The sequence below is a fragment of the Streptomyces sp. NPDC048258 genome, assembly GCF_043201995.1.
GTDB lineage: Bacteria > Actinomycetota > Actinomycetes > Streptomycetales > Streptomycetaceae > Streptomyces.
The window spans coordinates 38,910-54,522 of the sequence record NZ_JBICZH010000020.1 but is presented as its reverse complement, the minus strand read 5'-3'; the positions used below and the strand labels follow the sequence as shown (position 1 = coordinate 54,522).

The following is a 15,613-nucleotide window of genomic DNA, read 5'->3' as shown; positions in this document are numbered from 1 at the left end:
GGCCCGGCCGAATGGGCGGCGGTCTCGTCCGCTCGCCGACACGCAGATGATCATAGACGAGGCTCGGTGATCTTGGAATCTTACGAAGCAGCAGGTCAGCCCAAACGACAACCCCCCGGAGCCAGTTGCTCCGGTTCGGGGCGATTCGTCGCTGCCGACAGCCCGCCGTCCGCTGACGACGGGCGTTGCGACAGAAAGTGATCTGGCGTCAGGCACCTGGGGCGGAGCCCCGGCAGCGGGGCCGCAGGGGGCCGTCAGCGGGGCGTGGTACTCGCGGTGGCGGACGGGCGGACGACGTCGCCCAGCGTCGGGATCGACTCCGGGCGGGAGCGGACCGCGTCCGTGCAGTCCCACGCCCGCGGCGGATCCGCGTCCGGCCCGCCCAGAACCACCGGCCCCGGCCCCGCCGACACGGCTTCGCTGCCCGCCAGCGTGCACACGATCTGCGACAGGGCCACCGGCGGCAGATCCTCCGGCTTACGGCTCAACCGCACCGTGCCCGCCGGATCGCCCGACCTCGGCGCGACCGCCGTCAGCCCCGAGGGGACCCCGGTCGTGAAGCCGGCATCCCGCTCCTCCCCGCTCGGCGTCCGCTCCAGCGCCTCCAGCAGCGCCTGCGCGACGAGCGCCACGGGATCCTTCAGCACTCGCTTCTCGGGGATCGGAACCACCCGCTCCACGCCCACCAGCTGCGATCCGCAGACCAGTTCCACCGTGGCCCGGAAGCCCTGCACCCCGCTCTGCCCACTCGGCTGCGCCGGGGTGTCGCAGGACACCCGCGAGGGCGCCGGGCCCACATCCACGGGCACGGTGGTCGCCCTGATCCCGCATCCCGACACGGCCAGCAGCACCAACGCCACCGGCAGAGCCCTACGCATCCTGGTCACCCGCGATCACCTTCCCCACATCCACCGGCAGCCGCAGCGTGAACAGCGCCCCGCCCTCCGGCCCGTTGGCGGCGGTGATGTCACCGCCGTGGATGTGCGCGTTCTCCATCGCGATCGACAGGCCCAGCCCGCTCCCGTCCGACTTCGGCCGCGACGCGCTCGCCTTGTAGAACCGGTCGAAGACGTGCGGCAGGACCTCCTCCGGAATGCCCGGCCCGTTGTCCTGGACCGCGATCACCAGCCACTCGCCCTCCACGACCACCGACACCCGCACCGGCGAGCCGCCGTGCTTGAGCGCGTTGCCGATCAGGTTGGCGAGGATGACGTCGAGGCGGCGCGGGTCGAGCCGCGCCACGATGCCCCGCTCGGCGTCGAGTTCGACCGCGTCCAGCCAGGCCCGCGCGTCGATACAGGCCGTGACCTGGTCGGCGACGTCCACGTCGTCCAGCACCAGCCGGGCCGTCCCCGCGTCGAAGCGGGTGACCTCCATCAGGTTCTCCACCAGGTCGTTGAGGCGCCGCGTCTCGCTGACGACCAGCGCCACCGCCGGCGCGATCATCGGGTCGAGGTCGTCGACCTCTTCCTCCAGCACCTCGGAGACCGCCGTCAACGCCGTCAGCGGCGTGCGCAGTTCGTGCGACATGTCCGCGACGAAGCGCCGGCTCGCCTCCTCCCGCGCGCTCATGTCGGCGACCTTCTTCTCCAGCGCCTCCGCCGTCTTGTTGAAGGTGTGCGACAGATCGGCGAGTTCGTCCGTCCCCGACACGTCCAGCCGGTGGTCCAGTTCGCCCTCGCCGAGCCGCCGCGCCGCGTCGCCGAGCCGCTGCACGGGCTTGAGCACCGTGCGGGCCGCGGCCTGCGCCAGCAGCGCCGAGCCCAGCAGCGCCAGACCCGTCGCGATCGTCAGCGACCAGGCCAGCGCATTCAGGTCGTCCCGCTCCTGCGCGAGCGACTTGTACATGTAGCCGGTCGGGCCGCCGCCCACGATGCGCGTGCCGCCGACCAGGTACGGATTGCCGTTCGGCTTCGTCCGCTGCCAGTACACGTGGTACTCGGCGTCGTTGGCCGCCGTCGTCTTCTGACGGTCGTTGACCGCGTTCTGCAGGGACTTCGGTACGTCGCCCAGCCCGAAGGTGTCCGGCCCCGCGGCCCCCGACACCTGGCGGTGGTCCTTGAGCTCCTGCACCAGCAGCACGCTGTACCCGGGACTGCTCCCCGCCATCAGTTCGGCGGTGCGCTGCAGCTCCTCCGGCGTCGGGTCGGCGGGCAGCGCCGCGGCGCGGTTCTGCATCTCCTGCCGGAAGTCGCCGAGCGCGGCGTCCTGGGTGCGGGTGAGGACCGCCTCCCGGTTGAGCCAGTACGCGATCCCCGAGGCGGACACCGCGGCCGTCAGCGCGACCAGCGCGAACACCACGAGGAGCCGCAGCCGCAGGCTGGTCCAGCGCCGACCCGCGAACAGAGCTCTGATCACTGCGGGGAGTCCAGCCGGTAGCCGACACCCCGGACGGTACGGATCAGGGTCGGGGAGGAGGGCACTTCCTCGACCTTGGCGCGCAGCCGCTGCACGCAGGCGTCGACGAGCCGCGAGTCGCCCAGGTAGTCGTGCTCCCAGACGAGCCGGAGCAACTGCTGCCGGGACAGCGCCTGTCCGGGACGGCGGCTCAGCTCCAGCAGCAGCCGCAGCTCGGTCGGCGTGAGCTGGAGGTCCTCGCCGTTCTTCGTCACCGTCATGGCGGCGCGGTCGATGACGAGGGAGCCGAAGCTCGCGGAGTCGCTGGACTCGCGCTCGCCGCGGCGCAGCACGGCCCGGATGCGGGCGTCGAGGACCCGCCCCTGGACCGGCTTGACCACGTAGTCGTCGGCCCCGGACTCCAGGCCCACGACCACGTCGATGTCGTCGCTGCGCGCGGTGAGCAGGATGATCGGCAGCTGGTCGGTGCGCCGGATGCGCCGGCACACCTCGAAACCGTCGATCCCGGGCAGCATCACGTCCAGCACGATCAGATCCGGCCGCTGCTCGCGCAGCAGTTTCAGGCCGTCCTCGCCCGTCGCCGCGGTGGCCACACGGTGGCCCTGGCGAGACAGCGAGAGTTCGAGGGCCGTGCGGATGGCGTCGTCGTCCTCGATCAGCAACAGGAAAGGCACGGGCTCATTCTGTCCCATCGGCCGACGGGAGTTCGACCGTCAGGCATACGGGTTCTCGCGGCGGCCCCCGCGACGGGCCCGGCGAGGTGGCTGTGACAGGGCTGTGACAGTCGACGGACACCCCGGTTAAGTCGGCCGGGCAGTCTTCTCATCAGCAACCGAACACGACGGACCCAAGCAGACTCCACGACGGGGGGCGCGAGATGAACACGCTGCACAGCACCACCACCAGCGCGGTTGTCACGCGGCTGCACGATGTGAACCGCCGGGCGGGTGTCCGTACGGTTGCGGTCACCCGGCCCCGGCCGGCACATGTCGTAGCCATTGACGCAAACCAGTACCGGGCGGTTCCCGCACAGGGCACCACCCCGTCCTCCACGTCGGAGGCCGAGTTCACGGCGTACGTCCAGGAGCGCCGGGCCGCGCTGTACGCGACGGCCTTCCACCTCACCGGCGACCGCCACGAGGCCGAGGACCTGCTGCAGAGCGCGCTGTTCTCGACGTACCGCGCCTGGGACCGGATCAGCGACAAGGCGGCCGTGGGCGGGTACCTGCGCCGCACGATGACGAACCTGCACATCAGCGCGTGGCGCCGGCGGAAGCTGAACGAGTACCCGACGGAGGAACTGCCGGAGACGGCCTCGGACACGGACGCGATGCGCGGCACGGAGCTGCGCGCGGTGCTGTGGCAGGCGCTGGCCCGGATCCCGGAGCCGCAGCGCACGATGCTGGTGCTGCGGTACTACGAGGGCCGGACGGACCCGGAGATCGCGGAGATCCTCGGGATCAGCGTCGGCACGGTGAAGTCGAGCATCTGGCGGTCGCTGCGGCGCATGCGGGAGGACGAGGCGCTGAGCTTCGGCCGTGACGAGTCGGAGTCGTTCGAGGAGCTCGTCGCGTAGCGCGGCGCGGCACCGAAGAGACCATCGGGCCAGGGGGCCCGTCCTACGGGGGTGGGGCGGGGGCCGCGGGGGGAAAAGGCGGGATCAAGCGGCCGGGGGTCCGCATGATCCCGCCTTTTCGCATGCGCGGCTCGCCGGTGGGGCTGGACTTGCCTGGCGCGGCTCAAAACCTGGGGCTCCGCCCCAGACCCTCCCCCAGACTCCGTCCGGGGGGACCCCCACGCCTCAAACGCCGGCGGGGCTGAATTTGCCCTCCGGGCAACCCAGCCCGCGCCAGCCAAGTCCAGCCCCACCGGCGTTCGAGGCGCGGGGGCCCAGGGGCGGAGCCCCCACCTCCAGCCCCGCCGACGCTTGAGCCGCGGGGGCCCCGGGGCGGAGCCCCCGTCTCCAGCCCCGCCGGCGTTTGAGGCGCGGGGGTCCGGGGGCTGGCCCCCGGCAGCGGCGCCGCAGGGGTCCGGGGGCTGGGGCGGAGCCCCGGCAGTGGAGTTGGGGGCGGCTACGCCGGGGCGGCGGCGCGGTGGCGGCCCGCCGCGGCGGCGGCCAGGCGACCGAGGGCCTCGTCGCGGCCACAGGCGTGCGCGCCCAGCGCGACGTGCCGGGCCACGATGCCCCGCTCGGCCCGCATCAGGCGCAAGCCCCTGCGCAGCAGGAAGGGGACGGACTTGCGCCCCTCCCGCAGGTCACGGGCCAGCCGCCGCCGGAAGGTGGTCGAGGGCCGCCCCCGCAGACAGATCGCGTCGGCCAGCAGCCCGAGCTCCTGGCAGCGCGCCGCGATGTCGGCGGCGAAGATCCCCTCCGCGATGAACAGCGGCGTCCGCGGCGACCGCGAGACGTCCAGGGTCTCGGTCCCGGTCCGCGAGGAGGTGGCGATGTCGTACACCGGCACCTCCGTCCGCCCCGCCGCGCACAGTTCCGCGATCGCGGCCACGGCCGCCTCCGCGTCCCAGGAGCCCGGGGAGTCCCAGTCGATGTCGGAGCTGCCGTCGACCAGCGGGAGGGTGGGGTCGCCGCCCTCCTTGTAGAAGTCGTCGAGACGCAGCACGGGCAGCCCGGAACGGGCGGCCAGTACGGATTTTCCGGAGCCCGACGGACCGGTCAGGAGTACGACGCGGGTCGGTGAAGGAGAAGAACAGCTCACGGGACACCAGTCTGAACCATTCCCCCGGGTAGGGGATCCTCCCGGTGGCCGGTTGGTATCCAGGATCACACGTCAACTACGCTGCGTGCGCACGCGACTACGACCACAGGCGGGAATCCCATGGCACGTCACGCAGCCCCCTCCGCAACGAACCGGCTCCGCTCCGCCGGGCTGACGGTCTCGATGGCCGGCGCGGCCCTGGCGATGGCCGCCGGCGGCGCGCAGGCCGGTGAACTCGATGTCCCGGCGGCCCTCACCGGGGTCACCGACCCGATCTCGAACCTCAAGGTGAACCCGCTGGCCCACACCGGCGTGGACCCGCTGGACAACGGCGTCGCCACCAAGGTCGCGGACTTCCCCGCGGTCGGTACGGGCATGGTCACCGGCGTCCTGACGCAGGGGCCGTCCGTCGGCGAGCTCCCCACGGCCGCCGTCACCTCGCTGCTGGGGCCGGTACTCCCCAAGGCGTAGGCACACGGGTACGAGAAGGCCCCGGCAGTGCTGGGGCCACCTCCCAGCGGTAGCTGGGGGAGGGACACTGCCGGGGCCGGTTCTCGGAGCTCCCCCGTCGGAGAGGTCCCTGGTCGGGGCTCTAGTACGAGGATCCGCCCGCGCCCAGCGAACCCGTCGGGTGCCAGACGGTCTTGGTCTCCAGGAACGCCGTCATGCGGTGCGTGCCCGGGTCGGCCGCCCAGTCGTCCACAGGCTGTGGACGGAGAACGCGCTTGAGGTTGTCGGCCGCCGCGATCTCCAGCTCCTTGGCCAGCGCGACATCCGCACCCGCCAGGTCGATCGCGTTGACGTCCTGGTGGGACGCCAGGTGCGGGCCCATCTCGGCGGCCTTGCCGGACAGGATGTTGACCACGCCGCCGGGCAGGTCGGAGGTGGCGAGCACCTCGCCGAGGGAGAGCGCCGGGAGCGGCGCCTTCTCGGAGGCGATCACGACGGCGGTGTTGCCGGTGGCGATCACCGGGGCGAGCACCGAGACGAGGCCCAGGAAGGACGAGTCCTGCGGGGCGACGACCGTGACGACACCGGTCGGCTCGGGGGTGGAGAGGTTGAAGAACGGGCCCGCGACCGGGTTGGCCCCGCCGACGATCTGGCCGATCTTGTCGGTCCAGCCCGCGTACCAGACCCAGCGGTCGATGGCCGCGTCCACGACGGCGCCGGCCTTCGACTTGGACAGGCCCTCGGCCTCGCCGACCTCGCGGACGAACTGGTCCCGGCGGCCCTCCAGCATCTCGGCGATGCGGTAGAGGATCTGGCCGCGGTTGTATGCGGTCGCGCCCGACCAGCCGCCGAAGGCCTTGCGGGCGGCGACGACCGCGTCACGCGCGTCCTTGCGGGAGGACAGGGGGGCGTTGGCCAGCCAGTTGCCCTTGGAGTCGCTCACCTCGTACACCCGGCCGCTCTCGGAGCGGGGGAACTTGCCCCCGACGTACAGCTTGTAGGTCTTGAAGACGCTCAGGCGGGACGGTGCCGCCGACTGGTCAGACATCGAGGTAGCCCTCCAGGCCGTGGCGGCCGCCCTCGCGGCCGAAGCCCGACTCCTTGTAGCCGCCGAAGGGCGAGGTCGGGTCGAACTTGTTGAACGTGTTGGCCCAGACGACGCCGGCCCGGAGCTGGCCCGCGACCGCGAGGATGCGCGAGCCCTTCTCCGTCCAGATGCCGGCGGACAGGCCGTACTGGCTGTTGTTCGCCTTGGCGACCGCCTCGTCCGGGGTACGGAACGTCAGCACCGACAGCACCGGGCCGAAGATCTCGTCGCGGGCGACGGTGTGCGCCTGGGTGACGTTCGTGAAGAGCGTCGGGGCGAACCAGTAGCCGGCGGACGGCAGCTCGCACGCCGGGGACCAGCGCTCGGCGCCCTCGGCCTCGCCGGTCTCCGCGAGCGCGGTGATCCGGGCGAGCTGCTCGGCGGAGTTGATCGCGCCGATGTCGGTGTTCTTGTCGAGCGGGTCGCCCAGGCGCAGCGTGGACAGGCGGCGCTTCAGGCTGTCCAGCAGCTCGTCGTGGATCGACTCCTGGACCAGCAGGCGCGAGCCCGCGCAGCAGACCTGGCCCTGGTTGAAGAAGATGCCGTTGACGATGCCCTCGACGGCCTGGTCGATGGGGGCGTCGTCGAAGACGATGTTGGCGCCCTTGCCGCCCAGCTCCAGCGTGACCTTCTTGTCGGTGCCGGCGACGTGGCGGGCGATCTTCTTGCCCACGGCCGTCGAGCCGGTGAAGGCGACCTTGTTGACGTCCGGGTGCTCGACGAGGGCCGCGCCCGCGTCCCCGTACCCGGTGAGGATGTTGACGACACCCTTGGGCAGGCCGGCCTGGCGGCAGATGTCCGCGAAGAACAGCGCCGAGAGGGGGGTCGTCTCCGCCGGCTTCAGGACGACCGTGTTGCCGGTGGCGAGCGCCGGGGCGATCTTCCACGCGAGCATGAGGAGGGGGAAGTTCCAGGGGATGACCTGGCCCGCCACACCCAGCGGGCGCGGGTTCGGGCCGTAGCCCGCGTGGTCGAGCTTGTCGGCCCAGCCCGCGTAGTAGAAGAAGTGCGCGGCGACCAGCGGGAGGTCCGCGTCGCGGGTCTCCTTGATCGGCTTGCCGTTGTCCAGGGTCTCCAGGACGGCCAGCTCGCGGCTGCGCTCCTGGATGATCCGGGCGATGCGGAAGAGGTACTTGGCGCGCTCGGAGCCGGGCAGCGCGGACCACTTCTCGAAGGCCTTGCGGGCGGCCTTGACGGCGCGCTCCACGTCGGCGGCGCCCGCCTGGGCGACCTCGGCCAGGACTTCCTCGGACGACGGGGAGACGGTCTTGAAGACCTTGCCGTCGGCGGCGTCGGTGAACTCCCCGTCGATGAAGAGTCCGTAGGAGGGGGCGATGTCGACGACCGAGCGGGACTCGGGAGCCGGTGCGTACTCGAAGAGGGATGCCATGGTGATCAGTCCACCGTCACGTAGTCGGGACCGGAGTAACGGCCGGTGCTCAGCTTCTGGCGCTGCATCAACAGGTCGTTGAGCAGGCTGGAGGCGCCGAAGCGGAACCAGTGGTTGCTCAGCCAGTCCTCGCCCGCGGTCTCGTTGACCAGGACCAGGAACTTGATCGCGTCCTTGGTGGTGCGGATGCCGCCGGCCGGCTTCACGCCGATCTGGATTCCAGTCTGCTCCCGGAAGTCGCGTACGGCTTCGAGCATGAGCAGGGTGTTGGCCGGGGTGGCGTTGACGCCCACCTTGCCCGTCGACGTCTTGATGAAGTCGGCGCCCGCGAGCATGCCGATCCAGGAGGCCCGGCGGATGTTGTCGTACGTGGACAGCTCGCCGGTCTCGAAGATGACCTTGAGGCGGGCCGCGCTGCCGTCGGGGCGCACGCACGCCTCCTTGACGGCCTTGATCAGCTCGTACGTGTCGAGGTAGCGACCGGCGAGGAAGGCGCCACGGTCGATGACCATGTCGATCTCGTCGGCGCCGGCGGCCACGGCGTCGGCCGTGTCCGCGAGCTTGACGGGCAGGGCCGCGCGGCCGGCCGGGAACGCGGTGGCGACGGAGGCGACCTTGACGTCGGCGCCGTTCAGCGCCGCCTTCGCGGTGGCCACCATGTCGGGGTACACGCAGACGGCGGCCGTCATGGGGGTGGTGCGGTCGGTCGGATCGGGGTTGACGGCCTTGGCGGAGAGCGCCCGGACCTTGCCCGGGGTGTCCGCGCCTTCCAGCGTCGTCAGGTCGATCATCGAGATGGCCAGGTCGATGGCGTACGCCTTGGCCGTCGTCTTGATCGAACGGGTGCCGAGGGAGGCCGCGCGGGCCTCCAGGCCGACAGCGTCGACGCCGGGCAGCCCGTGCAGGAAGCGGCGCAGCGCACTGTCGGACGTCGTCACGTCAGCGAATGCGGTGAGGGTGGTGGGCATGGTCACCACATGAGCATATCTACGCGCGTAGCGGCCTGTCACCCCCTCCCCTCGATTCCGGCGGAACCGCTACGGAATCGACACCTCCGTTCGTACGCGCGTTCGCTGTTACACGGCCATGACAGGACCCGGATCGTCCGACCGCACAAGATCCATAGGTTTCTCTTCAGCAGCCCGCCACACCTGACCCGGTGAACCAGACCGAACAGACTCAACGCGGCATGCGACTCTCCTCCACTCTCCTCACCCACGCTCCAGGAGTCGTTATGCGTACCGCCCTCCGCACCTCGATCGTCACCGCCGCCCTCGCCGGAATGTTCCTGGCGCCCGCCGCGACCGCGTTCGCCGCTCCCGCCGCGCAGACCGTCACGCCGGTCTCGGCGATGTCCGCGAACACCTCGGGCGACGACCGCTACGACGGTGAGGTCGTCCTCGTCGGCCCGGGCCGGATCGCAGTGCTGCGCAACAAGTCCGAGGGCCCCGAGGTCTGGATCCGCGCCGCCGCCGAGGGCTGGAAGCCGGGCGACGGCTGGGCGGGCCGCGTGCTGGCGAAGCTGGACCTCTCGAACCGCGTCGCGGTGGTCGACGGCACCGAGTACAAGCTCACCGACGAGGGCCGCTACGGGCTCGCCGTCCACCGGCAGGGCGAGGGGGCTGCGGACTTCTACCTGCTGCCGGAGTCCACCCCGACCACCACGCCCTCGACCAAGCCGTCGGCCAAGCCCTCGGCCCAGCCGTCCGCGAAGTCCTCCGCCAAGCCCTCCGCCAAGCCGACCGTCGCGCCCACCACCGACATGAAGCCGCAGACGGTCGTCGTCCCGAAGGGCGCCGTCGCCGCGGGCGCCGAGATCCCGGTCGCGACGGCCGAGGCCACCGCCGACGACAACACCACCACCGTGGCGGCCGGCGCGGGCCTGGTCGCGATCATCGGTGCGCTGGGCGCCGGCATCCTCCTGCGCCGCCGCCGCGCCCAGGGCTGACACCCCTCCGCGCACTTCCTCGCCCTCCGGCGGGCCACCGTGACGGTGGCCCGCCGGAGCCCGTTCCCGGGAGCACCCCATGGCCCCTCGCACCACCCGCCGGCTGCTCGCCGCCGTCCTCCTCACCGCCGCCCTGACCGGATGCGGCACCGCCGCCCCCGCCGCCACCACCAGCGCCCCGCCCACCGCCGCCGCCCCGCCCTCCGTCGCGCCCACGGCCGCGCCCCCGGCCACGGCGCCCGCCGCCCCGCTGCCCGCCTCCGCGCCCGTACGCGTACGGATCCCCGCGGCCGGCGTGGACGCCTCGCCGGTGCTGACGCTGGGACTGGCCGCCGACGGTACGGTCGAGGTGCCCTCCGTGGCCGACGGGGACAAGATCGGCTGGTACGGCAAGGGCGTCACCCCCGGCGAGACCGGACCCGCCGTGCTGATCGGCCACTTCGACACCGTCCGCGGCCCGGCCGTGCTCAAGGACGTCTCGCGGGTCCATGCCGGCGACGAGATCACGGTCTCGCGCGCGGACGGCAGCACCGCCGTCTTCCGCGTCCGCGAGCTGGAGCAGGTCGACAAGAAGGAGTTCCCCACCGCCAAGGTGTACGGGGACACCGCACGTCCGGAGCTGCGCGTCATCACCTGCGGCGGAGACATCACCGCCGGTCACCGGCCCGACAACATCATTCTGTACGCCGATCTCGTGGGGTGAGACGGCGTGGGGCAGAATCGAGCCCATGAGCAGCCAGCAGCCCGCCGATGAACCGGTGTACGACGACCGGGTCTACCGTTCCTCCATGGCCGTGGTCACCGGCGTGCTGCTGCTCGCCCTGATCGCGTGGCTCTGCGGGGACGCCGTGGTGCGCGGCTCCGGGAACGCCCCGTGGGTCGCCCTGGCCGTGGCGCTGTGCGCCGTACCGCTGGTGGTGGCCTTCACCATCCGCCCGGCCGTCTTCGCCAACGCCGACCGGCTGCGCGTACGGAACCCCTTCCGGGTCATCGAGCTGCCCTGGGCGGCCGTGGACTCGGTGCGCGCCGGGTACTCGGCCGAGGTGCTGGCCGAGGGCTCGAAGTACCAGCTCTGGTCCGTCCCCGTCTCGCTGCGGGAGCGGAAGAAGGCGGCCCGGCAGCAGCGGAAGCCCGGCCGTCGCGGCGGGCCCGCCGGCCTGGGGCCGTCCTCCTCGGAGGCGCAGAACCCCGCCGTACCGGCCAGGCCGCAGCGGGCCGAGGCCGACCGGGTCGTGGACGAGCTGCGCGACCTGGCCGAGCGCGGCGCCTCGCGGGCCGGCGCCCAGGGCAGCGTGCGCGTCAAGTGGTCGTACGAGGTCATCGCGCCCGTCGTCGTGGGCGCGGTACTGCTGATCGTGCTCCTCGCCACAGGCTGACCGGATCCCCCGAGGCGCTTCCCGATCGGGCGGAACCGGGGCTACCGCACGGTGCGTCCTCGCAGGTGTGCAGCGCAATGAGGCCGGCGGCAGCGCCGCCACCGCCATTCATCTCCGGTTCCGGCTCCTGGCCGCCCTCCTGCTGGCCGCCCACCTCGTGGTCGTCGGCTGGCTGACTCTGCGGCCACTGGACGTGCCCTGGGCCGCGGCCGCCAATCTGAACCCGCTGGAGGGGATCAGGGCGGACCTCGCCTACGGGCCGCTGGAGGCCGCCCACCGGATCGGCGAGGGGCTGGCGCTGCTGGCCCCGCTCGGCGTGCTGCTGCCGCTGGTCAGCGGGCGGCTCGCGCCGTCGGCGCTGTCCGCGTGGTCCTCGCTCGCCCGGACCGCGGCCGCGGGAGCGCTGGTCTCGGTGTGCATCGAGATGCTCCAGACCGCGGTGCCGGGCCAGGTGGCCGACGTGGACTCGGTCCTGCTGAACACCCTCGGCGTGCTGCTCGCGCACGCGGCCGTCGTACCGGCGCTGCGCGCCCGGATGCGGCGTTCACGCACCGCTTATCAGGGGGCCACCCCGAGAATTACCAGGGTCGGGCTCGGCCCCTGGACCGAGGTCCTGTCGGCGGTTCCCCGGGAGTATTGAGGCATCGCAAGAAAGCGATCCGATCCCGAAAGAGGAGAACCCCATGAGCGCCCTTGCCCGCCCCCGTGACGGCCGGTGGATCGGCGGAGTCTGCGCCGGACTGGCGCGCCGCTTCGGAATTTCCGCGAACACGATGCGCGTCATATTCGTCGTCTCGTGCCTGCTGCCCGGCCCGCAGTTCCTGATCTACCTGGCGCTGTGGCTGCTCCTGCCGAACGAGAAGTCCGCCTCCACCGCCTGGTGACCGGCCGGCCCACACCTGGTGGACGCCGCCCGGCAGGCGGAGCGGGTCAGCCGGCCCGCCGGACCTTTTCCAGCTGCTTGTCGGCGACTTCCTGCGGCACCTGCGTCTTCTGCTGGCCGGCCGCCACATTGAGGGCCATCAGCCGCACGACGGTGTCGCCCTCGCGTACGACGACCAGGTGGACCTGTGCCGAGACGCCCTGGGCCGCCGCGGTCGTGGTCCAGCTGACGCTCTCGTCGCCGGTCGTCCGGTAGGCGGCGGCCCGCACGTCGCGGTAGGTGCCGGTCTGCTTCTCGACCGAGGCGGAGAAACCCGTACCGCAGGCGGCGACGGCGGCCTTGAGCCGGGGGATCAGCGCCTTGGCGTCGCGCTCGGCGTACGAGCTGACCGAGGCGGAGACAGCCAGTCCGACCTGCTTCTGGGAGCCGACGCCGCGGTTGACCGTCTCGCGCGCGGCCGGGTCCGGCTTGTCGCCCATGATGTCGGCCAGCGGCTGGCAGGCCTTCTTGTCGGCCTGCGGCTGCCCGTCCGGGGCGCTGGGGTTCTTCCCCTGGGCGGAGACCTGGTAGCCGGGCAGGTCGCCCTGCTCCAGCGCGGACCGCTCCAGCCTGCTGCCGCCGGCCTTGGGCGTGGCGGAACCGCCGGGGGCGGCCGACGCCGGGGCGCCGGGCGCGCCCGAGGCCTGACCCGCGGAACCCTTGGGGTCGGGGTCCTTGTCCTTCGCGGGGCTGCCCGCGCCGCCGCACCCGACCGCCGCGAGCAGCAGGGCGGGGACCAGCGCGACCATCGTCGCTCGTGCCTTCATGCGCATGACCAAGGACCTCATACCGCGTGTGTCGGCGGGCAGTTGGTGGTGATCGTGGCACACGGCACGGCGGAGCACACACCTCGTCGAAGAGGTGTGCGCCCACCGTGCACATGTACGCATCTCGGCAGCGTCAGCCGCCGAGACCGTTGAGGGCGCCGGTGGCCGGGGCCAGGCCGCCGAGCAGGCCGGTGACCGGGGCGGTGGGGTCGCTCGACTGCTGGCCCTCCTCGGGGCTCACCTGCTGCTGGCTGGTCAGGCCCTGGACAGCGCCGGTGGCGGTGCCCAGCGCGTCGGTGAGGCCCACGGCCGGAACGGCGGCGGAGGCGGTACCGGCGGCGACGGCGGCGAAGGCGGCACCGACAGCGGCGGCACCGAGGATCTTGGCAGCTGACTGCTTCATGAAAAATATTCCTTGCGACGGGGAATTTGAGCGGCTCCGCAAACTAGTCACTTCAAACCCCCGCCCGCAAACATCCTTAAATATGAGAAAGCGCCCGGGAATTGCTCCCCCCGGGCGCTTTCAGTACGTCATGCCGTGGCCTACACCGCGACGGAACCGCTGGTGGAAGCGGTCTGCTGGAACAGCCACTCCGACTTCAGCTCCGCATAGCCGGGCTTGATGACCTCGTTGATCATGGCCAGTCGTTCATCGAAAGGAATGAACGCGGACTTCATCGCATTGACGGTGAACCACTGCATGTCGTCGAGCGAGTAGCCGAAGGTGTCGACCAGGTGCTCGAACTCGCGGCTCATGCTGGTGCCGCTCATCAGGCGGTTGTCGGTGTTCACCGTGAGCCTGAAGTGCAGCTTCCGCAGCAGGCCGATCGGGTGCTCGGCGTACGAGGCGGCCGCGGCCGTCTGCAGGTTCGACGTCGGGCACATCTCCAGGGGGATGCGCTTGTCCCGCACGTACGAGGCCAGCCGGCCCAGCTTCACGGAGCCGTCGGCGGCGACCTCGATGTCATCGATGATCTTCACACCGTGACCGAGGCGGTCGGCACCGCACCACTGCAGGGCCTGCCAGATCGACGGCAGGCCGAAGGCCTCGCCCGCGTGGATCGTGAAGTGGTTGTTCTCGCGCTTGAGGTACTCGAAGGCGTCGAGGTGGCGGGTGGGAGGGAACCCGGCCTCGGCGCCGGCGATGTCGAAGCCGACCACGCCGTTGTCGCGGTAGCGGTTGGCCAGCTCCGCGATCTCCAGCGCGCGGGCGGCGTGGCGCATCGCGGTCAGCAGGGCGCCGACGCGGATGCGGTGGCCGTTGGCCTTCGCGCGGCGCTCACCCTCGCGGAAGCCGTCGTTCACGGCCTCGACGACCTCTTCGAGGGTCAGGCCGGCTTCCAGGTGCTGCTCGGGGGCGTAGCGGATCTCGGCGTACACGACGCCGTCCTCGGCCAGGTCCTCGGCGCACTCGGCGGCGACCCGGAAGAGGGCCTCCTTCGTCTGCATGACCGCGCAGGTGTGCGCGAAGGTCTCCAGGTAGCGCGGAAGGGAACCGGAGTCGGCGGCTTCCCGGAACCAGATGCCGAGCTTGTCGGCGTCGGTCTCGGGGAGGTTCTCGTAGCCGGCCTCGCGGGCCAGCTCGATGATGGTCCCGGGGCGCAGTCCACCGTCGAGGTGATCGTGCAGCAGCACCTTCGGGGAGCGGCGGATCTGATCCGGGGTCGGCAGGTTGGGGGTCTCGCTCGTCATCCGGGCACTCTAATGCCTACGCGCGTAGAACGGGTGACGGCCGCGAGCGGCGATATGTAACAGAGACCGCAAGGACGGATGGCGTACACCTCGGCGTCTGAGACTGTTCCGTCATGGCACAGCATGCGCCGCCGGCGCGCGGGGCCCGCCTGGGGCGGGCGGCCGGCGCGAACGGCCCGGGATCGACGGTCAGTGGTGTGGTGCTCCTGCTTCCCGGAGCGTCCAGATTCTCCCCCGGTCCACTGCGCCCCCTCGGGCGGGCGCTGGTCCGGGCGGGCGGGGCGGAGGGGCTGGTCGCGCACACCGTCATCCACGGCGGGGGGTCCTCCCGCGAGGAGCAGGCGGGGTGGGCGGCGGACGAGGCGGTACGGCGGTACGGGGACGTGCCGGTGTGCCTGGCCGGCTTCGGCGCGGGCGGCCTGGCCGCGCTGCGGGCGGCGGGGCACCACGCCGTCAACTCCGTGGTGTCACTGGCCCCTTGCTTAGAGGAGGCGGCCGCGGCGGACTCCTCCGAGCCGGTGAAACAGCTGTCGGGGCGCCGGGTGCTGATCGTGCACGGAACGAACGACGCGCGCAGCGACCCGGAGGCATCGTTTCAGCTCGCGGCCCGGGCGAAGAAGGCCAACCGGTCGACCTGCCGCTTCGAGGTGCACTCGGACGGGCACGGGCTGCGCGAGCACCAGCCGGAAGTCGTCGCACTGGCGGTGGACTTCGTACTGGGCTCGGTGTTCTCGGGACGGTACTCGCGGCCGGTGACGGATGCGCTGGCCGCTCCCCCGCCGCTGGGCCTGCGGATGCCGCTGGCCTCGGGTTTCGGGCAGTCGCTGCGCAGGTGAGCGCCGGTGCCGGGTCGGCCCGCCCGCTCCGGCGTAGAGTGAAATCGAGTCTCGGGGTTTCTCCCAGGGAGGC

18 protein-coding genes are annotated in these 15,613 nt (G+C 71.9%); 8 read left to right on the top strand and 10 right to left on the bottom strand.

Translation table 11 applies throughout. The features are described 5' to 3' along the window. Window positions 1-254: 254 nt before the first annotated feature. From ACGFYQ_RS33285 to afsQ1, 3 genes are read right to left on the bottom strand one after another with little or no spacing between them, the layout of a single operon-like run. Window positions 255-878: a hypothetical protein gene (locus tag ACGFYQ_RS33285; RefSeq protein WP_393749979.1), complete on the bottom strand. Its 624-nt coding sequence runs from the start codon at window positions 876-878 to the stop codon at window positions 255-257. Next, window positions 871-2,358: an ATP-binding protein gene (locus tag ACGFYQ_RS33280; RefSeq protein WP_393749909.1), complete on the bottom strand. Its 1,488-nt coding sequence runs from the start codon at window positions 2,356-2,358 to the stop codon at window positions 871-873. Before ACGFYQ_RS33280 ends, ACGFYQ_RS33285 begins: the two co-directional genes overlap by 8 nt. Next, entirely contained in the window at window positions 2,355-3,032 is a 678-nt protein-coding gene (afsQ1, locus tag ACGFYQ_RS33275; RefSeq protein ID WP_063783935.1) for a two-component system response regulator AfsQ1, read from the bottom strand. Before afsQ1 ends, ACGFYQ_RS33280 begins: the two co-directional genes overlap by 4 nt. 203 nt (window positions 3,033-3,235) lie before the next feature. Here afsQ1 and ACGFYQ_RS33270 point away from each other — a divergent pair, with 203 nt between their 5' ends. After that, complete coding sequence (locus ACGFYQ_RS33270) at window positions 3,236-3,934, top strand: SigE family RNA polymerase sigma factor (protein ID WP_393749908.1); 699 nt, start codon at window positions 3,236-3,238, stop codon at window positions 3,932-3,934. 496 nt (window positions 3,935-4,430) lie between these two features. Here the strand turns inward: ACGFYQ_RS33270 and ACGFYQ_RS33265 are convergent, their stop codons facing one another. Then, the gene (locus ACGFYQ_RS33265; protein WP_393749978.1) at window positions 4,431-5,138 is read right to left on the bottom strand and encodes a uridine kinase; all 708 of its coding nucleotides are present in this window, start codon (window positions 5,136-5,138) and stop codon (window positions 4,431-4,433) included. Between the two features lie 54 nt (window positions 5,139-5,192). On the opposite strand from ACGFYQ_RS33265, the gene ACGFYQ_RS33260 reads away from it, so the two are divergent. Beyond that, window positions 5,193-5,543, top strand: coding sequence for a hypothetical protein (locus ACGFYQ_RS33260; RefSeq protein WP_393749907.1), 351 nt, complete (start codon window positions 5,193-5,195; stop codon window positions 5,541-5,543). Window positions 5,544-5,664: 121 nt separating this feature from the next. On the opposite strand, the gene ACGFYQ_RS33255 is transcribed toward ACGFYQ_RS33260, so the two are convergent. From ACGFYQ_RS33255 to deoC, 3 genes are read right to left on the bottom strand one after another with little or no spacing between them, the layout of a single operon-like run. After that, window positions 5,665-6,570 (bottom strand): aldehyde dehydrogenase family protein, encoded by a 906-nt coding sequence (locus ACGFYQ_RS33255; protein WP_393749906.1) that lies wholly within the window; start codon window positions 6,568-6,570, stop codon window positions 5,665-5,667. Next, entirely contained in the window at window positions 6,563-7,999 is a 1,437-nt protein-coding gene (locus tag ACGFYQ_RS33250; protein ID WP_393749905.1) for an aldehyde dehydrogenase family protein, read from the bottom strand. Before ACGFYQ_RS33250 ends, ACGFYQ_RS33255 begins: the two co-directional genes overlap by 8 nt. 5 nt (window positions 8,000-8,004) lie before the next feature. Next, the gene (gene deoC / locus ACGFYQ_RS33245) at window positions 8,005-8,967 is read right to left on the bottom strand and encodes a deoxyribose-phosphate aldolase (RefSeq protein WP_393749977.1); all 963 of its coding nucleotides are present in this window, start codon (window positions 8,965-8,967) and stop codon (window positions 8,005-8,007) included. A 266-nt stretch (window positions 8,968-9,233) separates the two neighbouring features. Between deoC and ACGFYQ_RS33240 the strand changes: the two genes are divergently transcribed. From ACGFYQ_RS33240 to ACGFYQ_RS33220, 5 genes are all read left to right on the top strand, one after another. Further along, complete coding sequence (locus tag ACGFYQ_RS33240; RefSeq protein WP_393749904.1) at window positions 9,234-9,947, top strand: hypothetical protein; 714 nt, start codon at window positions 9,234-9,236, stop codon at window positions 9,945-9,947. A 79-nt stretch (window positions 9,948-10,026) separates the two neighbouring features. Beyond that, window positions 10,027-10,650, top strand: a complete 624-nt coding sequence (locus ACGFYQ_RS33235) for a class F sortase (RefSeq protein ID WP_393749903.1) — start codon at window positions 10,027-10,029, stop codon at window positions 10,648-10,650. Between the two features lie 25 nt (window positions 10,651-10,675). Further along, window positions 10,676-11,323: a PH domain-containing protein gene (locus tag ACGFYQ_RS33230; RefSeq protein WP_393749902.1), complete on the top strand. Its 648-nt coding sequence runs from the start codon at window positions 10,676-10,678 to the stop codon at window positions 11,321-11,323. A gap of 67 nt (window positions 11,324-11,390) precedes the next feature. Continuing rightward, window positions 11,391-11,963, top strand: a complete 573-nt coding sequence (locus tag ACGFYQ_RS33225; protein ID WP_362403171.1) for a VanZ family protein — start codon at window positions 11,391-11,393, stop codon at window positions 11,961-11,963. Between the two features lie 43 nt (window positions 11,964-12,006). Continuing rightward, window positions 12,007-12,207: a PspC domain-containing protein gene (locus ACGFYQ_RS33220; RefSeq protein ID WP_388562124.1), complete on the top strand. Its 201-nt coding sequence runs from the start codon at window positions 12,007-12,009 to the stop codon at window positions 12,205-12,207. A 46-nt stretch (window positions 12,208-12,253) separates the two neighbouring features. On the opposite strand, the gene ACGFYQ_RS33215 is transcribed toward ACGFYQ_RS33220, so the two are convergent. The 3 genes from ACGFYQ_RS33215 to ACGFYQ_RS33205 form a co-directional block, all read right to left on the bottom strand. Continuing rightward, entirely contained in the window at window positions 12,254-13,012 is a 759-nt protein-coding gene (locus ACGFYQ_RS33215; protein ID WP_393749901.1) for a hypothetical protein, read from the bottom strand. Window positions 13,013-13,145: 133 nt separating this feature from the next. Beyond that, window positions 13,146-13,415, bottom strand: a complete 270-nt coding sequence (locus tag ACGFYQ_RS33210) for a hypothetical protein (protein WP_393749900.1) — start codon at window positions 13,413-13,415, stop codon at window positions 13,146-13,148. Between the two features lie 140 nt (window positions 13,416-13,555). Then, on the bottom strand, window positions 13,556-14,704 hold the full coding sequence (locus ACGFYQ_RS33205) for an adenosine deaminase (protein ID WP_393749899.1): 1,149 nt from the start codon (window positions 14,702-14,704) through the stop codon (window positions 13,556-13,558). A 113-nt stretch (window positions 14,705-14,817) separates the two neighbouring features. Here ACGFYQ_RS33205 and ACGFYQ_RS33200 point away from each other — a divergent pair, with 113 nt between their 5' ends. Further along, complete coding sequence (locus ACGFYQ_RS33200; protein ID WP_393749898.1) at window positions 14,818-15,540, top strand: alpha/beta hydrolase; 723 nt, start codon at window positions 14,818-14,820, stop codon at window positions 15,538-15,540. Window positions 15,541-15,613: the final 73 nt, after the last annotated feature.